15 protein-coding genes, 1 tRNA gene and 1 pseudogene are annotated in these 15,428 nt (G+C 39.5%); 7 read left to right on the forward strand and 10 right to left on the reverse strand.

The window, feature by feature from the left end; all coding sequences use genetic code 11:
- Positions 1-4: 4 nt before the first annotated feature.
- The 3 genes from purT to FTU40_RS10840 form a co-directional block, all read right to left on the reverse strand.
- A complete protein-coding gene (gene purT / locus FTU40_RS10830) occupies positions 5-1,219 on the reverse strand; it encodes a formate-dependent phosphoribosylglycinamide formyltransferase (protein WP_180040833.1) in 1,215 nt (404 codons plus the stop codon).
- A 369-nt stretch (positions 1,220-1,588) separates the two neighbouring features.
- Positions 1,589-1,936, reverse strand: a complete 348-nt coding sequence (gene ygaH / locus FTU40_RS10835) for an L-valine transporter subunit YgaH (RefSeq protein ID WP_100328993.1) — start codon at positions 1,934-1,936, stop codon at positions 1,589-1,591.
- The gene (locus FTU40_RS10840; RefSeq protein WP_159138591.1) at positions 1,933-2,685 is read right to left on the reverse strand and encodes an AzlC family ABC transporter permease; all 753 of its coding nucleotides are present in this window, start codon (positions 2,683-2,685) and stop codon (positions 1,933-1,935) included. The genes ygaH and FTU40_RS10840 overlap by 4 nt, the downstream gene beginning before the upstream one ends.
- 103 nt (positions 2,686-2,788) lie before the next feature.
- On the opposite strand from FTU40_RS10840, the gene FTU40_RS10845 reads away from it, so the two are divergent.
- Complete coding sequence (locus FTU40_RS10845) at positions 2,789-3,286, forward strand: hypothetical protein (RefSeq protein ID WP_005097400.1); 498 nt, start codon at positions 2,789-2,791, stop codon at positions 3,284-3,286.
- Positions 3,287-3,490: 204 nt separating this feature from the next.
- Here FTU40_RS10845 and FTU40_RS10850 read toward each other — a convergent pair whose 3' ends face one another.
- Positions 3,491-4,108 (reverse strand): superoxide dismutase, encoded by a 618-nt coding sequence (locus FTU40_RS10850; protein ID WP_005097397.1) that lies wholly within the window; start codon positions 4,106-4,108, stop codon positions 3,491-3,493.
- Positions 4,109-4,314: 206 nt separating this feature from the next.
- The gene (gene ychF, locus FTU40_RS10855; RefSeq protein ID WP_005097395.1) at positions 4,315-5,406 is read right to left on the reverse strand and encodes a redox-regulated ATPase YchF; all 1,092 of its coding nucleotides are present in this window, start codon (positions 5,404-5,406) and stop codon (positions 4,315-4,317) included.
- 293 nt (positions 5,407-5,699) lie between these two features.
- On the opposite strand from ychF, the gene FTU40_RS10860 reads away from it, so the two are divergent.
- On the forward strand, positions 5,700-6,464 hold the full coding sequence (locus FTU40_RS10860) for a glutathione S-transferase family protein (RefSeq protein WP_005097394.1): 765 nt from the start codon (positions 5,700-5,702) through the stop codon (positions 6,462-6,464).
- 60 nt (positions 6,465-6,524) lie between these two features.
- On the opposite strand, the pseudogene FTU40_RS10865 reads toward FTU40_RS10860, so the two are convergent.
- Positions 6,525-7,794 (reverse strand): annotated as a pseudogene (locus tag FTU40_RS10865) (hypothetical protein).
- Between the two features lie 380 nt (positions 7,795-8,174).
- Here FTU40_RS10865 and FTU40_RS10870 point away from each other — a divergent pair.
- The gene (locus tag FTU40_RS10870) at positions 8,175-8,645 is read left to right on the forward strand and encodes an Lrp/AsnC family transcriptional regulator (protein ID WP_005097392.1); all 471 of its coding nucleotides are present in this window, start codon (positions 8,175-8,177) and stop codon (positions 8,643-8,645) included.
- A 68-nt stretch (positions 8,646-8,713) separates the two neighbouring features.
- Here the strand turns inward: FTU40_RS10870 and FTU40_RS10875 are convergent, their stop codons facing one another.
- Positions 8,714-9,463 (reverse strand): YebC/PmpR family DNA-binding transcriptional regulator, encoded by a 750-nt coding sequence (locus tag FTU40_RS10875; protein ID WP_005097391.1) that lies wholly within the window; start codon positions 9,461-9,463, stop codon positions 8,714-8,716.
- A gap of 245 nt (positions 9,464-9,708) precedes the next feature.
- A complete protein-coding gene (locus tag FTU40_RS10880; RefSeq protein WP_005097390.1) occupies positions 9,709-10,263 on the reverse strand; it encodes a 1-acyl-sn-glycerol-3-phosphate acyltransferase in 555 nt (184 codons plus the stop codon).
- Between the two features lie 797 nt (positions 10,264-11,060).
- Here FTU40_RS10880 and FTU40_RS10885 point away from each other — a divergent pair.
- Positions 11,061-11,137: transfer RNA gene (locus FTU40_RS10885), tRNA-Ile, on the forward strand.
- A gap of 106 nt (positions 11,138-11,243) precedes the next feature.
- Here FTU40_RS10885 and FTU40_RS10890 read toward each other — a convergent pair.
- On the reverse strand, positions 11,244-12,119 hold the full coding sequence (locus FTU40_RS10890; protein ID WP_180040835.1) for a hypothetical protein: 876 nt from the start codon (positions 12,117-12,119) through the stop codon (positions 11,244-11,246).
- Between the two features lie 101 nt (positions 12,120-12,220).
- Here FTU40_RS10890 and FTU40_RS10895 point away from each other — a divergent pair, with 101 nt between their 5' ends.
- Positions 12,221-12,400: a helix-turn-helix domain-containing protein gene (locus FTU40_RS10895; RefSeq protein ID WP_168416337.1), complete on the forward strand. Its 180-nt coding sequence runs from the start codon at positions 12,221-12,223 to the stop codon at positions 12,398-12,400.
- A gap of 98 nt (positions 12,401-12,498) precedes the next feature.
- Positions 12,499-14,304 carry an AAA family ATPase gene (locus tag FTU40_RS10900; protein WP_180040837.1) on the forward strand — a complete coding sequence of 602 codons (1,806 nt, stop codon included), beginning with the start codon at positions 12,499-12,501 and terminating at the stop codon, positions 14,302-14,304.
- 176 nt (positions 14,305-14,480) lie between these two features.
- Here the strand turns inward: FTU40_RS10900 and FTU40_RS10905 are convergent, their stop codons facing one another.
- Positions 14,481-14,798, reverse strand: a complete 318-nt coding sequence (locus FTU40_RS10905) for a hypothetical protein (RefSeq protein WP_180040839.1) — start codon at positions 14,796-14,798, stop codon at positions 14,481-14,483.
- 287 nt (positions 14,799-15,085) lie between these two features.
- Here FTU40_RS10905 and FTU40_RS10910 point away from each other — a divergent pair, with 287 nt between their 5' ends.
- Positions 15,086-15,412, forward strand: coding sequence for a helix-turn-helix domain-containing protein (locus tag FTU40_RS10910; protein WP_180040841.1), 327 nt, complete (start codon positions 15,086-15,088; stop codon positions 15,410-15,412).
- Positions 15,413-15,428: the final 16 nt, after the last annotated feature.

The following is a 15,428-nucleotide window of genomic DNA, read 5'->3' on the forward strand; positions in this document are numbered from 1 at the left end:
CAGCTTAGTTTTGATTAATGCTAACTTGATTTGCGACCTGAAGTGCCAGTTCGCGTGCCTGTTCAATGCTTTCAGCACGTGCAGTCGCAACGCCCATGCGACGCCGTTCGAAGCCTTCAGGTTTGCCAAACAGGCGCAAATCAGTATTGCCGTCTGCTAAAGCAAGATTCAGGCCAGAAAATGAAAGATTACGGTCATCTACCCCGGCATAAATCACCGCGCTGGCAGCCACACTATGCCGTGTGGTATTGACCGGCAGGCCTAAAATCGCACGTGCATGCAATTCAAATTCGCTTTGGAATTGAGAGGCAAGTGTTACCAGTCCGGTATCGTGTGGACGAGGAGAAACCTCACTAAACCATACTTGGTCGCCTTTGATAAAGAGTTCTACACCAAAGATTCCGCACCCCCCCAGTGCTGTGGTGACTTTGTGGGCAATGCGTTTAGATTCCTCTAGCGCTGCCGGAGTCATCGGCTGAGGTTGCCAGCTTTCGACATAATCGCCCGAGTCCTGACGATGTCCGATCGGATCGCAATAAGAGGCTTCGATCTCGCCGGTTGCCGGATTTTTTGCACGAACAGTCAATAAGGTAATTTCAAAATCAAAGTCAATTTGCGATTCGACAATCACCGTACCCTGATTGACGCGTCCACCAGTTTGCGCATATTCCCAAGCCGCGTCTACCTCTGCAAAGCTTTTTACCCGAGACTGGCCTTTGCCAGAAGAGGACATGACCGGCTTGACAAAGTTTGGATAGCCGACATCATCACAGGCAGCACGGAAGGACTCTAAAGTGTCAGCAAATCGGTACGCTGAAGTTGGCAGCCCCAGTTCTTCTGCGGCCAGACGGCGAATGCCTTCGCGGTTCATGGTCAGATTGACTGCTTTAGCCGAAGGAATGACGGTCGCAATATTTTGTTCTTCAACGTCAATCAGTACTTGTGTGGCAATGGCTTCAATTTCAGGAACGATTAAATGCGGCTGGATTTGATGGATCAATTGTTTTAATTCTTCAGCATCGGCCATATTCAAGGTATAGGAATAATGCGCGACTTGCATGGCAGGTGCATGCTCATAACGGTCAGCAGCATGAACTTCGACCCCAAGACGTTGTAGTGAAATCACCACTTCCTTGCCCAGTTCACCAGAACCCAATAATAGAACTTTATAGGCAGAAGCTTGCAGGGGAGTACCAATAGTCACGCTCATGTGTGTCATCCATGCTTGATTTTATGGACTTTTAGCATAGCAGAACTGAGCCGGCAGTTAAGCCAAGATTCATACAAAATTGTGATATTGTCCAACAGTTTTATTTATAAAGTTTTTCTGGAGGTAAGTAAGGCGTAATTGTCATGTCACTGATCTGTCAGACTGATTTGAAGACGGTATATCCTGTTTTGGCAATAGCTTTTTTCTATCTACAACTGGTCGAGTATTAAAAAAGTATAAAAGAATACGGAAATGATTTTATTTGAGCTTTTTCTTTCAGGAAAAATAATAGGGATCAGCTAATTATTTTTATATAATAAAGACCTATACTATTCCATAAGCATAAGTCTTTATCTTGATTGATCAGTCAGTTCAAGCTTAAAACGTCATCGGCACATAAGTATAAACCAGACCATAGGTCAGTGCTGCGGTCAGGGTCGCCATCACGATGCGTTTGAATTTAAAGTAAAGCGCAGTGAGTACGATAAATCCGACCAGCATCGCAATACTTTTATTCGGTGTTGCTAATAATGGCGGTAAGGTAGCAACTACCAGCATGGAGCTGATTGCCGCAATGCCGATTGAACCCAAGGCAATTTTTAGCCACAATGCTCCGCGTTTTTGTGAGCCTTGCTGAAATTTCTGAATCACAAAAAAAGGCCCGAAGCGTGAGACGAAATTGGCGATCCCGACGACAATGCCGACCAGAATAATCTCTAGATTCATGCTTGATCTCCTGCATGTTCAGGATCTGGCTGTTTTAAGATATAGTGCTTGAACAGGCCGGCAAAAATACCAGAACTGATGCCAATGAAAATCGCGGCAGACAGATCAATAAAGTAACAGGCCACAGCAGAAACCAGAATGGTGACAGCCACAACAAAAGTATGTTTCTTCTCAAAAGCAGCCAATAGGAAACTCAGGAACAGCGCAGGTAACAGGAAGTCTAGAGCCGCTTGCAAGAATTGCGGCAGATTGCTGACCTGATCGGCAAATAAACCACCGAGAAAAGATCCCAATGCCCAGGACATCCAGCTAAACAGGCTTAAACCCAGCATCCAGGATTCAGACCATTCCTGACGCCGTTGCGAGAGCTTGATCATGCCGGAAGCAAAAACCTCATCGGTCAGACCCCAAGACCAGATCGCGGTTTTCTTTAAATTCAGCCGGTCTTGAATCAGGTTTTGCAGCGCAGGGCCATAGAGCAAATGCCGAATGTCTAGGGCAATCACCGTTAATGCCGTCATCCAGATAGATGTGCCACTGCCTAAAAGTGCGACCACAAGGAACTGGCTGGCACCTGCATACATCGAGCAGGAAAGAAACAGCGCTTCCCAAGCCGTAAAGCCAAACTGAGTGGCTGAAACGCCAAAAGCAAACGACACTGGTAAATAAGTGAAGATGATCGCTTGGCTATCTTTTGCACCTTGCCAGAAGCCAGCAGGTTGCGTAGCGAGTTGATTCTGTTCAGACACGACACACCTTGAAGGAGAGTTGAACGATGGGTCAAATGAAGATTGTGTATTCTACGTGAATTTAATAGCATAGTGCCGAAATGTTTAAATTGGCGAGCCTGATATGTGGATGTTCAAGACACGTACGATGCTGACAGCTGCTTTAATGAGCACTGCATTGTTGTTACAAGCGTGTGGGAATGACAGTCAATCGACTGATAAGCCAGAAATTAAACCGGCACCTAAACTGACGAATGATGCGACCACCTATGCCAATGCGGCATGGCAACTGATCAATAAAGTCGATCCACTGGTTTATCATAAAGAAGTGGATCAGCTGGAAACCCAGGTGCGTCAACCGGCACGTAAGCTGAGCACAGACTGGCGTATTAATGTCAAAATGACCGATTCGGTGACTGAAGGTAAATATGCTCTGTGCCGTAAAGCCTTAACCAGTCTGGAAATCTGGGCGCGTACCGTGATCGACAATGGCAGCAGTCTGGAACAAAAGCAGGCGGATTATGAGCGGGATAAACTGCAATGTCAGAATGCGATTGATAATCCTGAATTGGGAAATACTGATCCCAAACAAAAAGGCACCGCGATTGCTAATATGCAATAAACCTTTAGCCATTTAGTTATAAGCATAAAAGCCAGTCATTCAGACTGGCTTTTTTAGGATGAGACAACAGCAAGACTCTAAAAAGAGGGTATCCACACATGTTCTAATAAAATCACAAATACACCACAGATCAGGAGTGTGCTGCCAATTATGCGTTTAATCAGAATAGGTGTAGACATGGTCGATCTCCTTAAATATTTAAAGCTAAAGCGTGTTCAATGCTTCCAGATAACGACGATTCACTTCTTGCCAGTTCACGACATTGAAAAAAGCCGAGATATATTCCGGACGACGGTTTTGATAGTGCAAATAATAGGCATGTTCCCAGACATCCAGACCTAAAATGGGAATATTGCCATGCATCAGTGGAGAGTCCTGATTGGCGCTGCTTTCTACAATAAGTGTTTGATCTGGCGCAACACTCAGCCAGGCCCAACCGCTACCAAAACGGCTCAGTGCTGCCTGGGTAAAGGTGTCTTTAAATGCCTCGAATCCGCCTAATTCATGTTCAATGGCCTTTGCAATTTCAGCTTCTGGATGGCCGCCACCGTCTGGACTCATGACTGTCCAGAACAGGGAGTGATTGGCATGTCCACCGGCATTATTGATCACGTTCTGTTTTAATTGCTGCGGTACTTCATTGAATTTGCTAATTAAGGCTTCGACCGATAAATCTTCCCATTCGGTTCCTGCGATCCCTGCATTGATATTATTAATATAGGTTTGATGATGCTTGCTATGATGAATTTCCATGGTCTTGCTATCGATATGAGGCTCTAGGGCATCATAGGGATATGGCAGTACAGGCAGGGTATAGCTCATGGTCAGGATTCCTTTGCTAGAATGAAGTCATGTTATTTTTCATTAGATTTAACATACGCCTGAATTTAATATTTTTATATGAGAATAATTATCATTATTGTTAATATGTGTGAATTATGCGTTGCCTGTAAGTTTTCTACGCTCGGTCATCTTATTTCCTAGGTAATAAAAAAGCCCCAGAAGGGGCTTTTTCACACAGCAAATACTTAGACGTTAAAACGGAAATGTAAAACGTCGCCATCCTGAACGATATAGGTTTTACCTTCTAGACGCCATTTACCGGCTTCTTTTGCACCCGCTTCGCCGTTGTACTGCACGAAATCATCATAAGCAATACATTCTGCGCGGATAAAGCCTTTTTCAAAGTCGGTATGAATTACACCAGCGGCTTGCGGTGCAGTTGCACCAACTTTCACAGTCCAGGCACGAACTTCCTGTACACCTGCGGTGAAGTAAGTTTGTAAGCCAAGTAGTGAATAACCTGCACGAATCACCACGTTTAAACCAGGTTCTTCCATGCCCATCGCTTCCAGGAATTCAGCACGGTCTTCATCTTCAAGCAATGAAATTTCCGCTTCAATCTGGTTGCAAAGAGGTACGACAATTGCATTTTCTTCAGCAGCCAATTTTCTCACTGCATCCAAATGCGGGTTATTTTCAAAACCGTCTTCAGCAACGTTGGCAATATACATGGTTGGTTTAAGCGTCATTAAGCCAAAGCCACGTACCAGTTTACGTTCGTCATCATCCAGATCCGCTGCGCGAGCCGGTTTGCCTTCATCGAGTAAAGGCTGGATTTTTTCTAATACTGCTTTAGTAGCAATTGCTTCTTTGTCACCACCTTTGGCAGATTTAGTCAAACGGGTAATCGCTTTCGCCACCGCGTCGAGATCTGCAAGCGCGAGTTCTGTATTAATCGTGGCGATATCATCCAGTGGATCAATACGACCATTCACATGAATGACGTTTTCATCTTCAAAACAACGTACCACGTGAGCGATTGCATCAGTTTCGCGGATGTTGGCCAGGAACTGGTTACCTAAGCCTTCACCTTTAGAAGCACCAGCGACCAGACCTGCGATGTCCACAAATTCCATAGACGTTGGAATCACGCGCTGCGGTTTAACAATTGCTGTCAATTTGTCTAAACGTGGGTCAGGAACAGGCACGATGCCGGTATTTGGTTCAATGGTACAGAACGGGAAGTTTTCTGCAGCAATAGCAGCTTTGGTTAAAGCATTGAAAAGTGTAGATTTGCCAACGTTCGGCAAGCCGACAATACCGCAATTAAAACCCATGAAATAACTCACAAAAGCGTTATATAAAAATTGCCCCCGATTTTACATGAAAGCACGGCTAAAGTCAGGTCATGCACTTGTGGTTTATTGCAATCAAATGCTTCTTATAACTTAAAAGCTCCGCTGAGCTTTCCCGGATTTATTATGAGTCCGCCGAATATAGAGGAATAATCAGCCAGTATTGTACTTTTGGATAAAAATCACATTGTTTTTCTAAAATTGAGTGACTAAAGTATCTGAATAAAACAGCGGCCTATACGCCCTGATCCAATAACGATAAACATGGAGCATGCATGCGAACTTTATACCAGTTTCCTTTATCTCACTTTTGCGAAAAAGCACGTTGGATGCTGGACCATAAAGAGCTGTACTATGTTGCTCACAACCTGATTCCCGGCGTACATCGGGCTTTTGCCCGACTGAAAACAGGACAGAATCGTCTGCCTATTTTGCGCGATCAGGACAAATGGATTGCAGATTCAACCCAGATTGCGCTTTATCTGGATGATACTTATCCAGAACATCGTTTATTGTATGCTGAAGGACATTTTCGAAATAAAGCCTTAGAAATTAATGAAATTACTCTGGAGCTGGGTCGTCATGTCCGCCGCTGGATGCTCTCTCAAGCGCTGACTTCCGATCATGAATCTCTCGATATTTTAATTGGTGAGCAGGGCTATTTGCGCCAGTTTGAAAAATTTTCTAAACCTTTATTAAAAGCGATGGTCGCCAAGGGTTATGCATTGAATGAGGAAACCGTGGCGGAATCCAAACAGCATATTGATGTCACTGTACAGCAACTCAATCAGATGCTGGTTAGTCAAGGTGGATATTATTTTGTCGGAAATCGTTTAGGTCTGGCGGATATTGCTGTCTGTTCTATGCTTGCTCCATTATTGGCGATTCCGGGGACGCCGTGGGAAAAAGAAAATTTTGAAACCTTGTCCGAAGAATATCGTGATTATCAGCAGCATTTAAATGCGTTGCCTCTGGGTGAATATATTTGTCGTATTTACCGAACCGAACGCAATGCGCGAGTAGACTGGCGTGGTGTATAAGCTTCAAGGCAAATCCTAAAATTAAAAACGCGCATTTGCGCGTTTTTAATGAGATGATGATTAACCCCAAGGATTATTTGGGTCGATATCAATATTTTTACTAAAGTGATTGAACAGTGAACCAAAATCAAAGCTGGATGAACCACCACCACTGCTGATATTTTGAATCGTATCTTGAATGTCAGGCAGAATAGCAGACAAGTCAATATTGGAATCTGTGGCACCCACATCTTGGACCAGATCACCTGGATCGGGTAATTCAATCGAAGAGCTATTATCAATCAATTGCCCAATGCCTCCGGCAATGCTCCCTGGATCAAACCCGTTTGAAGCAGAGGAAATTCCTTCGATCAGAGTACCCAGATCCAGATCACTATCTAGATTGAGATGACCCAATAATCCTCCTAAATCTATGCCATTTGAGCCATTCGCGATCAGGCCGCTGAGTAAATCGGTAAAGCCATCGAGATCAAAATCCCCCGCTGCATTCTCACCGACAAAACCGCTAATTAAATCTGTGATAGCACCGATATCAAAATCATTGCCTGTATTGCCGCCGATTAAACCGCCGATCAGATCTGCAATCGCGCCGATGTCGATATCACCTAGTGCACCAGACCCACCAATCAGACCACCAACCAGCTGAACGATTTGTGCAATATCAATCTCGCCATTACTGCCGATGAGGTTGCTGACCAGATCTGCAATCGCAGCAATGTCGATGTTGCTTGAACCACCGATGAGACCACTCACCAGTTGGGCAATTTGTGCAATATCAATCTCGCCATTACCGCCGATGAGGTTGCTGACCAGATTTGCAATCGCAGCAATGTCGATATTACCTAAACCACCAGAACCGCCGATCAGGCCGCTGACCAGTTGGGCAATTTGTGCAATATCAATCTCGCCATTACCGCCGATGAGACCGCCGACGAGTTTGGAAAGAGCACCAATATCCAGATTGCTGCTATTTTCGCCATTAGGCCATTCAACAAATTGGTGATCTGGCCAATATTAAACTGCCCCCATTGGATTGGGTTAAGCTGCTGATCAGACTCTGAATATCTAACTTCGAAGCATTTGAACCAGACAACTGAATTAATAAATTGCTCAGATTTGCGCTGTTCAGACTATGTCCAGAGAGAAGGCTGTTTAATAATGAGCTCACGGAAGGTTGTGAATTAGAGCTGTTTAGACTGCCAATGAGATTGCTAAGCGTACCTGAGGCTGTTCCAGCGAATAAGCCACCTAACAGGCTTTTAGTTTGTGTTTCAGCCGTTAAGACAGGACTCACCTTGGTTTTAATCAAACTTAAAATTTTAGAAGCCATGAGCATTCCTTATTTAATATTTTTGAAAAATGCTATTTTTATTTTTAGTGCGGCTTTGTTTTAATCTATTTCTATACACTTGTAAAAGATAAGTGGCTGAACTGTGCGGGTACTTGAAGGTCTGGCTTGTATTTTGCTGGACTAATTAAACTTAAACTATTAAAAAATAAATAATTCTAAAAAATTACCATTGGTCATTTTTTAGAATTATATGATTAACGGTTATCTGGTTCAGGATTGAAAGTTACTTTATAAAATGGCAGAAGATTTGGAAAATATTTTCAGAATATGAAAACTTTGTGAAAAATAAATAAATATTGTATAACAGGGAGAGCGCAATATTTTGCTATTTTTATTGATTATTAAGAAAGAGTATAAAAATGGAACTGGATCGTTTCGATAAACATATTCTAGAAATATTGACCCATGAGGATGTCAATCTGAATGAACTGTCAGAGCGGGTAAATTTATCTGTGAGTTCAGTCCATCGCCGGATCAAACACTTGATCGATCACAATATTATCAGTGGCTTAAAGCGTGAAATTAATTATCAGAAATTAGGTTTCACGCTGCATGTACTGTTACAGGTGTCGCTAAGTAAACATGATAGTGATACTTTTGCTAAATTTCTGGAAGAACTGGAAAGTATTCCCGAAGTGATTAATGCCTTTTTGGTCACCGGCCAGTCTGCGGATTTTATTGTCGAAGTAGTGGCGCGAGATATGGAAAATTATAGTGAAATTTTACTCAAGCGTATCGGGAAAATTGAGCATGTGGTTGCACTGCATTCGAGCTTTGTCATTAAAGAATATAATGTCTTTAACTGTAGCGGATTACTCAATAAAGTTTGATCCTAGGCGAGAGTAGTAGACAACTATAAAAAACGCACCCAAGGGTGCGTTTTTAGTTTTGATCAAGCTTAAGCGTCTAATTGCGCCATCACTTCATCAGTAAACTCTACGTTGGTATATACGTTTTGAACATCATCTAAATCTTCAAACATATCGATCATTTTCAAAATCATTTTGGCTTGATCAACATCTGTAATTTCAGCTTTGGTTGAAGGGCTCATCACCACTTCAGCATTGTCAGACTTCAGACCTGCTGCAGTGAGCGCATCCTGTACATCACCAAAGCTTTCAGGCGTGGTAATTACCAGAATTTCATCTTCAGCAATTTCAATATCTTCCGCGCCTGCTTCCAAAGCTACTTCCATGATTTGATCTTCTAAAGAAACATCTTCAAAAGTGATCTCGCCACGTTTGGTAAACAGATAAGCCACTGAACCGGCAGTACCTAAGTTACCATTGGTTTTTGAGAAGCAATGGCGAACATCAGGAACAGTACGATTCAGGTTGTCTGTCATGGTCTCTACCAGAACAGCAACACCACCTACACCATAACCTTCATAGGTCACTTCTTTCAGGTCGTCGTTATCTTCGCCACCCGCACCACGTTGAATGGCACGGTTGATCACATCACGTGTCATATTTACAGATAATGCTTTTTCAACCACCGCACGCAGACGAGGGTTGCTACCTGCATCTGGACCACCGAGTTTTGCCGCAGTGGTTAATTCACGAATATATTTGGTAAAAAGCTTACCACGACTCGCATCTTGTTTTGCTTTACGATGCTTAATATTGGCCCACTTGGAATGACCCGCCATGCGAACTTTGCTCCTTGTAGATTGGCTGTATGCCTATCAGAATGCCGAAATTCTACCATAAGCTTTTTTTTAAAAAAAAGTGTCTGGATTTGAGATTTCAGGATAAAACAAAAAAATTGTATTAAATTGATAGAAAAGGGGAATGCTATAGTGCAGTTTTTGATTTTATTTTTCAAATTTATACAAATGCTTTAGGAGGACATGAACAGCAAAGGATCTGTTCATGTCGAGCACTGTTACTGAGCTTATTCCGGAATGACAATATCCAGATCCACTTTATCTTTATAGAGCTGTTTGATTAAGGCCAGATCTTGAGCCAGATCTGTTGGATAAATCTTGCCTAAAATGCCACCTTGTTTGGTTCTGGAATTGGCATATAGCAACACAATCGGCACATTGGCAGCTTTGGCAATATGCCAGAAGCCGGTACGGATCGGTTTACGTGCTTCACCTTGCTTGGCACGTGTCGCTTCTGGTGCAATCACCAGATTAAACTTTTCATTATTCTGAAAATGCTCCACCATCTGGGTCACGATATCTTTATTGGCCTTGCGGTCAACAGGAATACCGCCGACAGCTTTTAATAGCGGTTTGAAAGGTCCTTTAAATAGTTCTTTTTTGATCAAGGTATGAACTTTAAGATCATAAATCTGGAAGAGGGCAATCGACAGCACCGCATCCATCATTGAAGTATGTTCAAAGCCAATAATGACCTGTTTGTCTTCGAGTACATCTGGTTCGACATGATATTGCCAACCCGCAAGTTTAAATGCAGATTCGCCAATGAATTTATTTAGCATAAGCACAGATTAAGTAAAAGCCATATGTGGAGAATTGCATAATTTCTTCTTGTTCGGCCATTCAGTCAATAGGCTGGCAAATAAAACGTGTAAATAATGTAGAAATCTATAATTTCTTGATCTTTTTAAACTGAAATATTAAGAGCTAAAATGTATAAATAAAAAATTTTGATATTAAAAAAGTATTATTAGATATAAAAAAAGTCTTAAAATGGTGAAAAAATGACTATCCAGAGCAAGATTTAGTTATTAGACTTTTGTCGAAGAAGAGAAGGGGTATTAATCCTTTCTATTTTGTTGTTCTTTCTACTCTGAGATTGAAAACTATGACATACATTACAGCCTTTGTAGTCTCTTTATTGATTTTAGTGCTTATAATTGTATGGTCTTTCATCGAAATTAAGCAGGATTTGCGTAAAGAAAAAGAAATGAAGTCTCAATTCTAATTTTTCTTTATTCTGCAGCTCATATACTTTTCCATCATTTTTAATATTTTATCAAATATTTTTTGATACTTTATAAATATACTGAGACGTCAAATCTATCAAATGTATGCTTTATTCTATGAGGTTGACGTCAATATTTCAGGCTAGGCTGCCTTAAATTGATCTGTATATACCCATTTTTCTGCATGTCTTTAGACTGAAGTATTAAAGAACTAGAATTTCTTTCGAATCAAGTCATGATGATTGCTGCCTAAGTGTTCAAGTGGTTATAAAAGTACTTGTCTTTCAAAAAAATCTTAGCTAGTATTCATGACGCTTGAACTTATTGATAAATAAAGTTTTCAGCATGTAGGGCCTATAGCTCAGTTGGTTAGAGCAGCGGACTCATAATCCGTTGGTCGACAGTTCAAGTCTGTCTGGGCCCACCATATAAATCAACCACTTACGTGTACTAATCGTAAGTGGTTTTTTTGTTTTTAGATTCTGGTAAGCATATGGTAAGCAAAATAGATCAACAAAAATCAGACTACTAAATTAATCAAGCAAGAACTCTTTACTAAGCGTATCCAGGAATTCATAAGTATTATTTTCATTTTTTAAGTGATTTTGTATTTCTGTTAAGTACTCACACATTTTGAAATGGTCGAAAATTTCAAAATTTTCAAATTTTGACGATTTGTATGGTTGCAGATGTATTTGGCACAATTTTAAGAAAAATATTCCTTCTAAGCATAGGTTGGCTAAGATTGGTTTTAAATTTGAAATAAAAAAAGCTATGCAGTTGTCCATTTTTTCTAAGTCCAAATCAAATCTTGCTTTATGGTATGCATATAATATATAGCTATAAAAATCTAAAATGTTTCCATATTTTAAGAATTCAGATTCATCTAGGTGAACGTTTTCATTGAAGAGTGTTGGTTCGATAATGGTTTTATTATTAATAGCCTCGATACTGACCTCTTCGAATTTTGATAAAAAAAATTCAAGATAAGATCTTGTAGCGGGTCTGATTTTTAAGAAATCCCAGACTGGATGATTAAAATATAAGCTGGAATTTTCGACAATTGCATCAATTCTTTTTAATTTTACGGCATTTGGTTTCGTTTCGCCTTTTGAATATTTATACCAGATTCTAGAATCTGCTTGATTTAAGCTCTGACCGATTTTATTTGCGTTCGTTTGATAAAATGTAATTTCTTTTGAATTGAGTTTAGAAGACTGAAAGTTCTCTAGTAATGAAATTCTGTCTTCCACTTCAAGATATGCAATATCAATTTTATTGTCCAGACAGAATTTACTGAATTCATCATCAAATATATTCGCAACTATTCTTGTCTCAAGATATCTGTACCAAAAAATAGTTTGAAGAGCATCAATAATATTTTTCTTCGGTTGTCCCACGGATTTCATATCTAAATGTTGTCAAGTTATTCATTGATACATTGAACATTAACATCAAATGAAAAATCAACTAAAAAATACTTAATTCAATTGAAACAGGAAGCTTCTTTATGAAGCATGAATCTTTATTAATCTCAACTGCTGACGCTGCCAAACTGCTTGGCATGCAACCACAGACTTTAAGGAAGTGGGCAATTTATGAAAATGGTCCGGTTACTCCAAAACGGCATGGTCGTTTGTTGCGTTGGAATCGTAATGAAATTTTAAGATTTGCAGGCGAAATTAAGTAACTCAATCATTTAATCCCTCCTTAAATTTTATAAAAACAACTGCTTCTTATTCTGAAGCAGTTTGAGGAGGATTTTGTCTAATTATTAGGTTTATATAAATGCAAAAAATTAAAACTGTTGCCATGACTCATGATTATGATGGGTACCTGATTGATAAAAATATTGAAGAGTCTTTGTATTTAGATGAACAGCCATTTTTTATTCAGAAAATTGGTGGTGATATTGAAAGCCTAGTTTATCCTACAGTTACTGACTTTAAATCACAGTATATAAAAACTGCCTGCGATACTAATCCCGTACTTGTAAAATTTAATATTACTACTTCTCATCTATTTTTTGAGTTTAGAGAAAATTCATATTTAGATAAAGACAATGCAAAGTTCGACTATGAAGGGTTTTTGGCAGTAGATTTATATAGTAAGAGTGGTCATCATTGTGGGGTTTTGGCTCTAGGTAGAAAAAAAGGTGATTATAAATCAACGAATTTAATGCAGCGTGTGATAGGGCACAGTGGAGTGGCTGTATTTAACAAAAATGCAGCTCATGCAAAAATCAATTACTGTACGAACAGAATGGATGTTGCATTAAAAATAGCCCAGTGTGGTGAGCGTGTAGCATTTGCGAGTAAGTTAGATGATTGTGTTGATTTTTTTTTAAATACCACAAATAACAGCCCTATTATGGTTGATAAATCACACACTAATATTAATGCTTTAAGCTTGTTTAATTCTGATGTGATCTTAAAGGCAAAAAATAAGATAGACCTACAAAGCTATCTCCAACAGTTATACACTGATTTTACTAAACAGTATGGGGTTGTGGAGGAAGATCCTCAAGTTGATAAGACCGTAATAGATACAATTAACATCGTAAATATGAATGATATTCCTGCCTTGCCAATTCTATGGTTATGGCCTGGGTGGTTACCATTAGGCAAGATGACAATTTTGGCTGGTGCTGGTGGGTGTGGTAAAACAAATCTATCACTTGCATTAATTGCAACCATTACAACAGGCAGATTTTTTCCAGATGGCCTACGATGTGAAAATCCAGGGAAAGTCTTAATCTACTCAACAGAAGATGATCCAGCAGACACATTAAAACCTCGGTTAATTGCAAATGATGCAGATATTAGCAAAGTATCTTTCATTGCTGGACGAACAAATCATGAAGGTAAATTAGAACCATTTGATCCAGCGAAAGATTTTCCCAAAATTGAAAAGTATATAAAGGATAATCCAGATCTTAAGTTATTAATGATTGATCCCATCATCTCTGCTGTAAGCGGGGATATGAATAAAGCAAACGATGTAAGAAGGTCCTTACAGCCTTTAGTTGATTTGGCTAATCAATATAATTTTGCAATTTTGGGCATCACTCATTTTGCTAAAGGTAGTTTAAATAATAATCCGGCTGACAGAATTTTAGGCTCTCAAGCGTTCAGTGCATTGGCACGTATGGCTTGGACAGCTGCTCGGCGAGAAACTGAGGGTGATTATATTTTCGTACGAGCAAAAAGTAATATTTCTACTTTAGATGGCGGAATTCGTTATGATCTTGAGTCTATGATAGTTGAAAATATTATTGAAACTACAAAAACAACTTGGTTGGGTGTGATTGATGGGGCTGCTAAGGAGCTGTTAAATACTGCAGAGTTAAGTGGGTGTGAAAATAATTCTGTAGTTGATGCAGCAAAAGAGTTCTTGATTGAGTTGTTAAGTACTGTTGATAAAATGTCTTCTAAAGATGTTCAAGCTCAAGCTAAGGAAGCGGGTTTTAGTTTAGCATCAATTCGTCGCGCACAAGAAAGGTTAAATATCAAGCCATTCAGGCCTCACGGCGAAAAAAGTTGGTTTTGGTCATTGCCCAAAATTCATAAATTAGACGAGCCCAGCAATTTTTAATCCCAAATTCATCCATTGAACAATATGATCAAGTTGGACGATATGGGGGTAAATAGTTGAAATATATTAATATTCATATTGCTCAAAATAAATAAGTATGAGCAATATGATTATCAAGTTGAAATATTATATAAATCATTAGGTTATATTTAATTTGTTCATGTTGCTCAACTTGCTCAAATAGATGTTTGATAGTTCACTCTGCAACTAAATTCAACCCAAAGCTCTTCATAGATTTTATGGAAGCTAACGAGAGTGCATCTATTAAATCCATATTTTTCAAAATATTGATTATCCATGAAGTATGCAACCGCTTCATAAGTATTAAGATGTTGAACTACGTCTAGCTGACTACAAAATCTCGGATTAAATTGAAGCTGTAACGCCGTAGTTTCAATAATTTTTGTTGCAATCATTTTAGAAATTTGACGTACATTTAAATTTCGAATTGCTGGATGAATAGAAACAGGGAGGTGGCTCGGTGAGCTGCTCATAAGAGACTCCTAAAGTGAATTTACTTCAATGGTCGGTTATGAAAGAATGCAAAGGTAAAACGTCGAAATTTTACATCTTTCATGTCAGTGCTTTGATATGAAACGCATGAGTGTTTTATTGTCGAGATAAGACACTCATGCACATACACTATTCTTCATATTAAATTTCCTCTTTTAATTTCTTTTGATGATGTCTTTTTGTCGAAATAGACAATAAAATGCTGTCATGTATATATATGAAAACTTGTCTATGTAGTCAAGTATTTATTGTCTATTTATGGTGTTTTATGTTGATTGAGATGGATTCTGAGCTGTTTTGTGCACGGCTTAAAGAAATAAGAACACAAAGAAAAATGACGCAGCAGGATATTTCTGAAAAAACAGGTATTCCTTCAACATCTATTTCACATATCGAAGCTGGCTCTCGAAAGCCATCTTTAGAGAATTTTTACAAGCTTGTGGTTGTTTTGAATGTTTCTGCCGACTATTTGCTTGGTCGTACAGATCAATATTCAGATTTGGGTACTGACCCAATTTCAAAATCAATCCAAGGTTTACCAGAGTCTGAAAGAGAGATGATTCAGAAATTCATCTTGTCTTTGCAAAAGACATAATTTCAAAAAATAATTG

The organism is Acinetobacter sp. YH12100 (assembly GCF_013419135.1).
Lineage (GTDB): Bacteria > Pseudomonadota > Gammaproteobacteria > Pseudomonadales > Moraxellaceae > Acinetobacter > Acinetobacter pseudolwoffii.

Coding starts and splice junctions, on each gene's coding strand:
- purT (WP_180040833.1), bottom strand. CDS start 1,219: ATGACACACATGAGCGTGACTATTGGTACTCCCCTGCAAGCTTCTGCC.
- ygaH (WP_100328993.1), bottom strand. CDS start 1,936: ATGAATCTAGAGATTATTCTGGTCGGCATTGTCGTCGGGATCGCCAAT.
- FTU40_RS10845 (WP_005097400.1), top strand. CDS start 2,789: ATGTGGATGTTCAAGACACGTACGATGCTGACAGCTGCTTTAATGAGC.
- FTU40_RS10850 (WP_005097397.1), bottom strand. CDS start 4,108: ATGAGCTATACCCTGCCTGTACTGCCATATCCCTATGATGCCCTAGAG.
- ychF (WP_005097395.1), bottom strand. CDS start 5,406: ATGGGTTTTAATTGCGGTATTGTCGGCTTGCCGAACGTTGGCAAATCT.
- FTU40_RS10860 (WP_005097394.1), top strand. CDS start 5,700: ATGCGAACTTTATACCAGTTTCCTTTATCTCACTTTTGCGAAAAAGCA.
- FTU40_RS10870 (WP_005097392.1), top strand. CDS start 8,175: ATGGAACTGGATCGTTTCGATAAACATATTCTAGAAATATTGACCCAT.
- FTU40_RS10875 (WP_005097391.1), bottom strand. CDS start 9,463: ATGGCGGGTCATTCCAAGTGGGCCAATATTAAGCATCGTAAAGCAAAA.
- FTU40_RS10880 (WP_005097390.1), bottom strand. CDS start 10,263: ATGCTAAATAAATTCATTGGCGAATCTGCATTTAAACTTGCGGGTTGG.
- FTU40_RS10890 (WP_180040835.1), bottom strand. CDS start 12,119: ATGAAATCCGTGGGACAACCGAAGAAAAATATTATTGATGCTCTTCAA.
- FTU40_RS10895 (WP_168416337.1), top strand. CDS start 12,221: ATGAAGCATGAATCTTTATTAATCTCAACTGCTGACGCTGCCAAACTG.
- FTU40_RS10900 (WP_180040837.1), top strand. CDS start 12,499: ATGCAAAAAATTAAAACTGTTGCCATGACTCATGATTATGATGGGTAC.
- FTU40_RS10905 (WP_180040839.1), bottom strand. CDS start 14,798: ATGAGCAGCTCACCGAGCCACCTCCCTGTTTCTATTCATCCAGCAATT.
- FTU40_RS10910 (WP_180040841.1), top strand. CDS start 15,086: ATGTTGATTGAGATGGATTCTGAGCTGTTTTGTGCACGGCTTAAAGAA.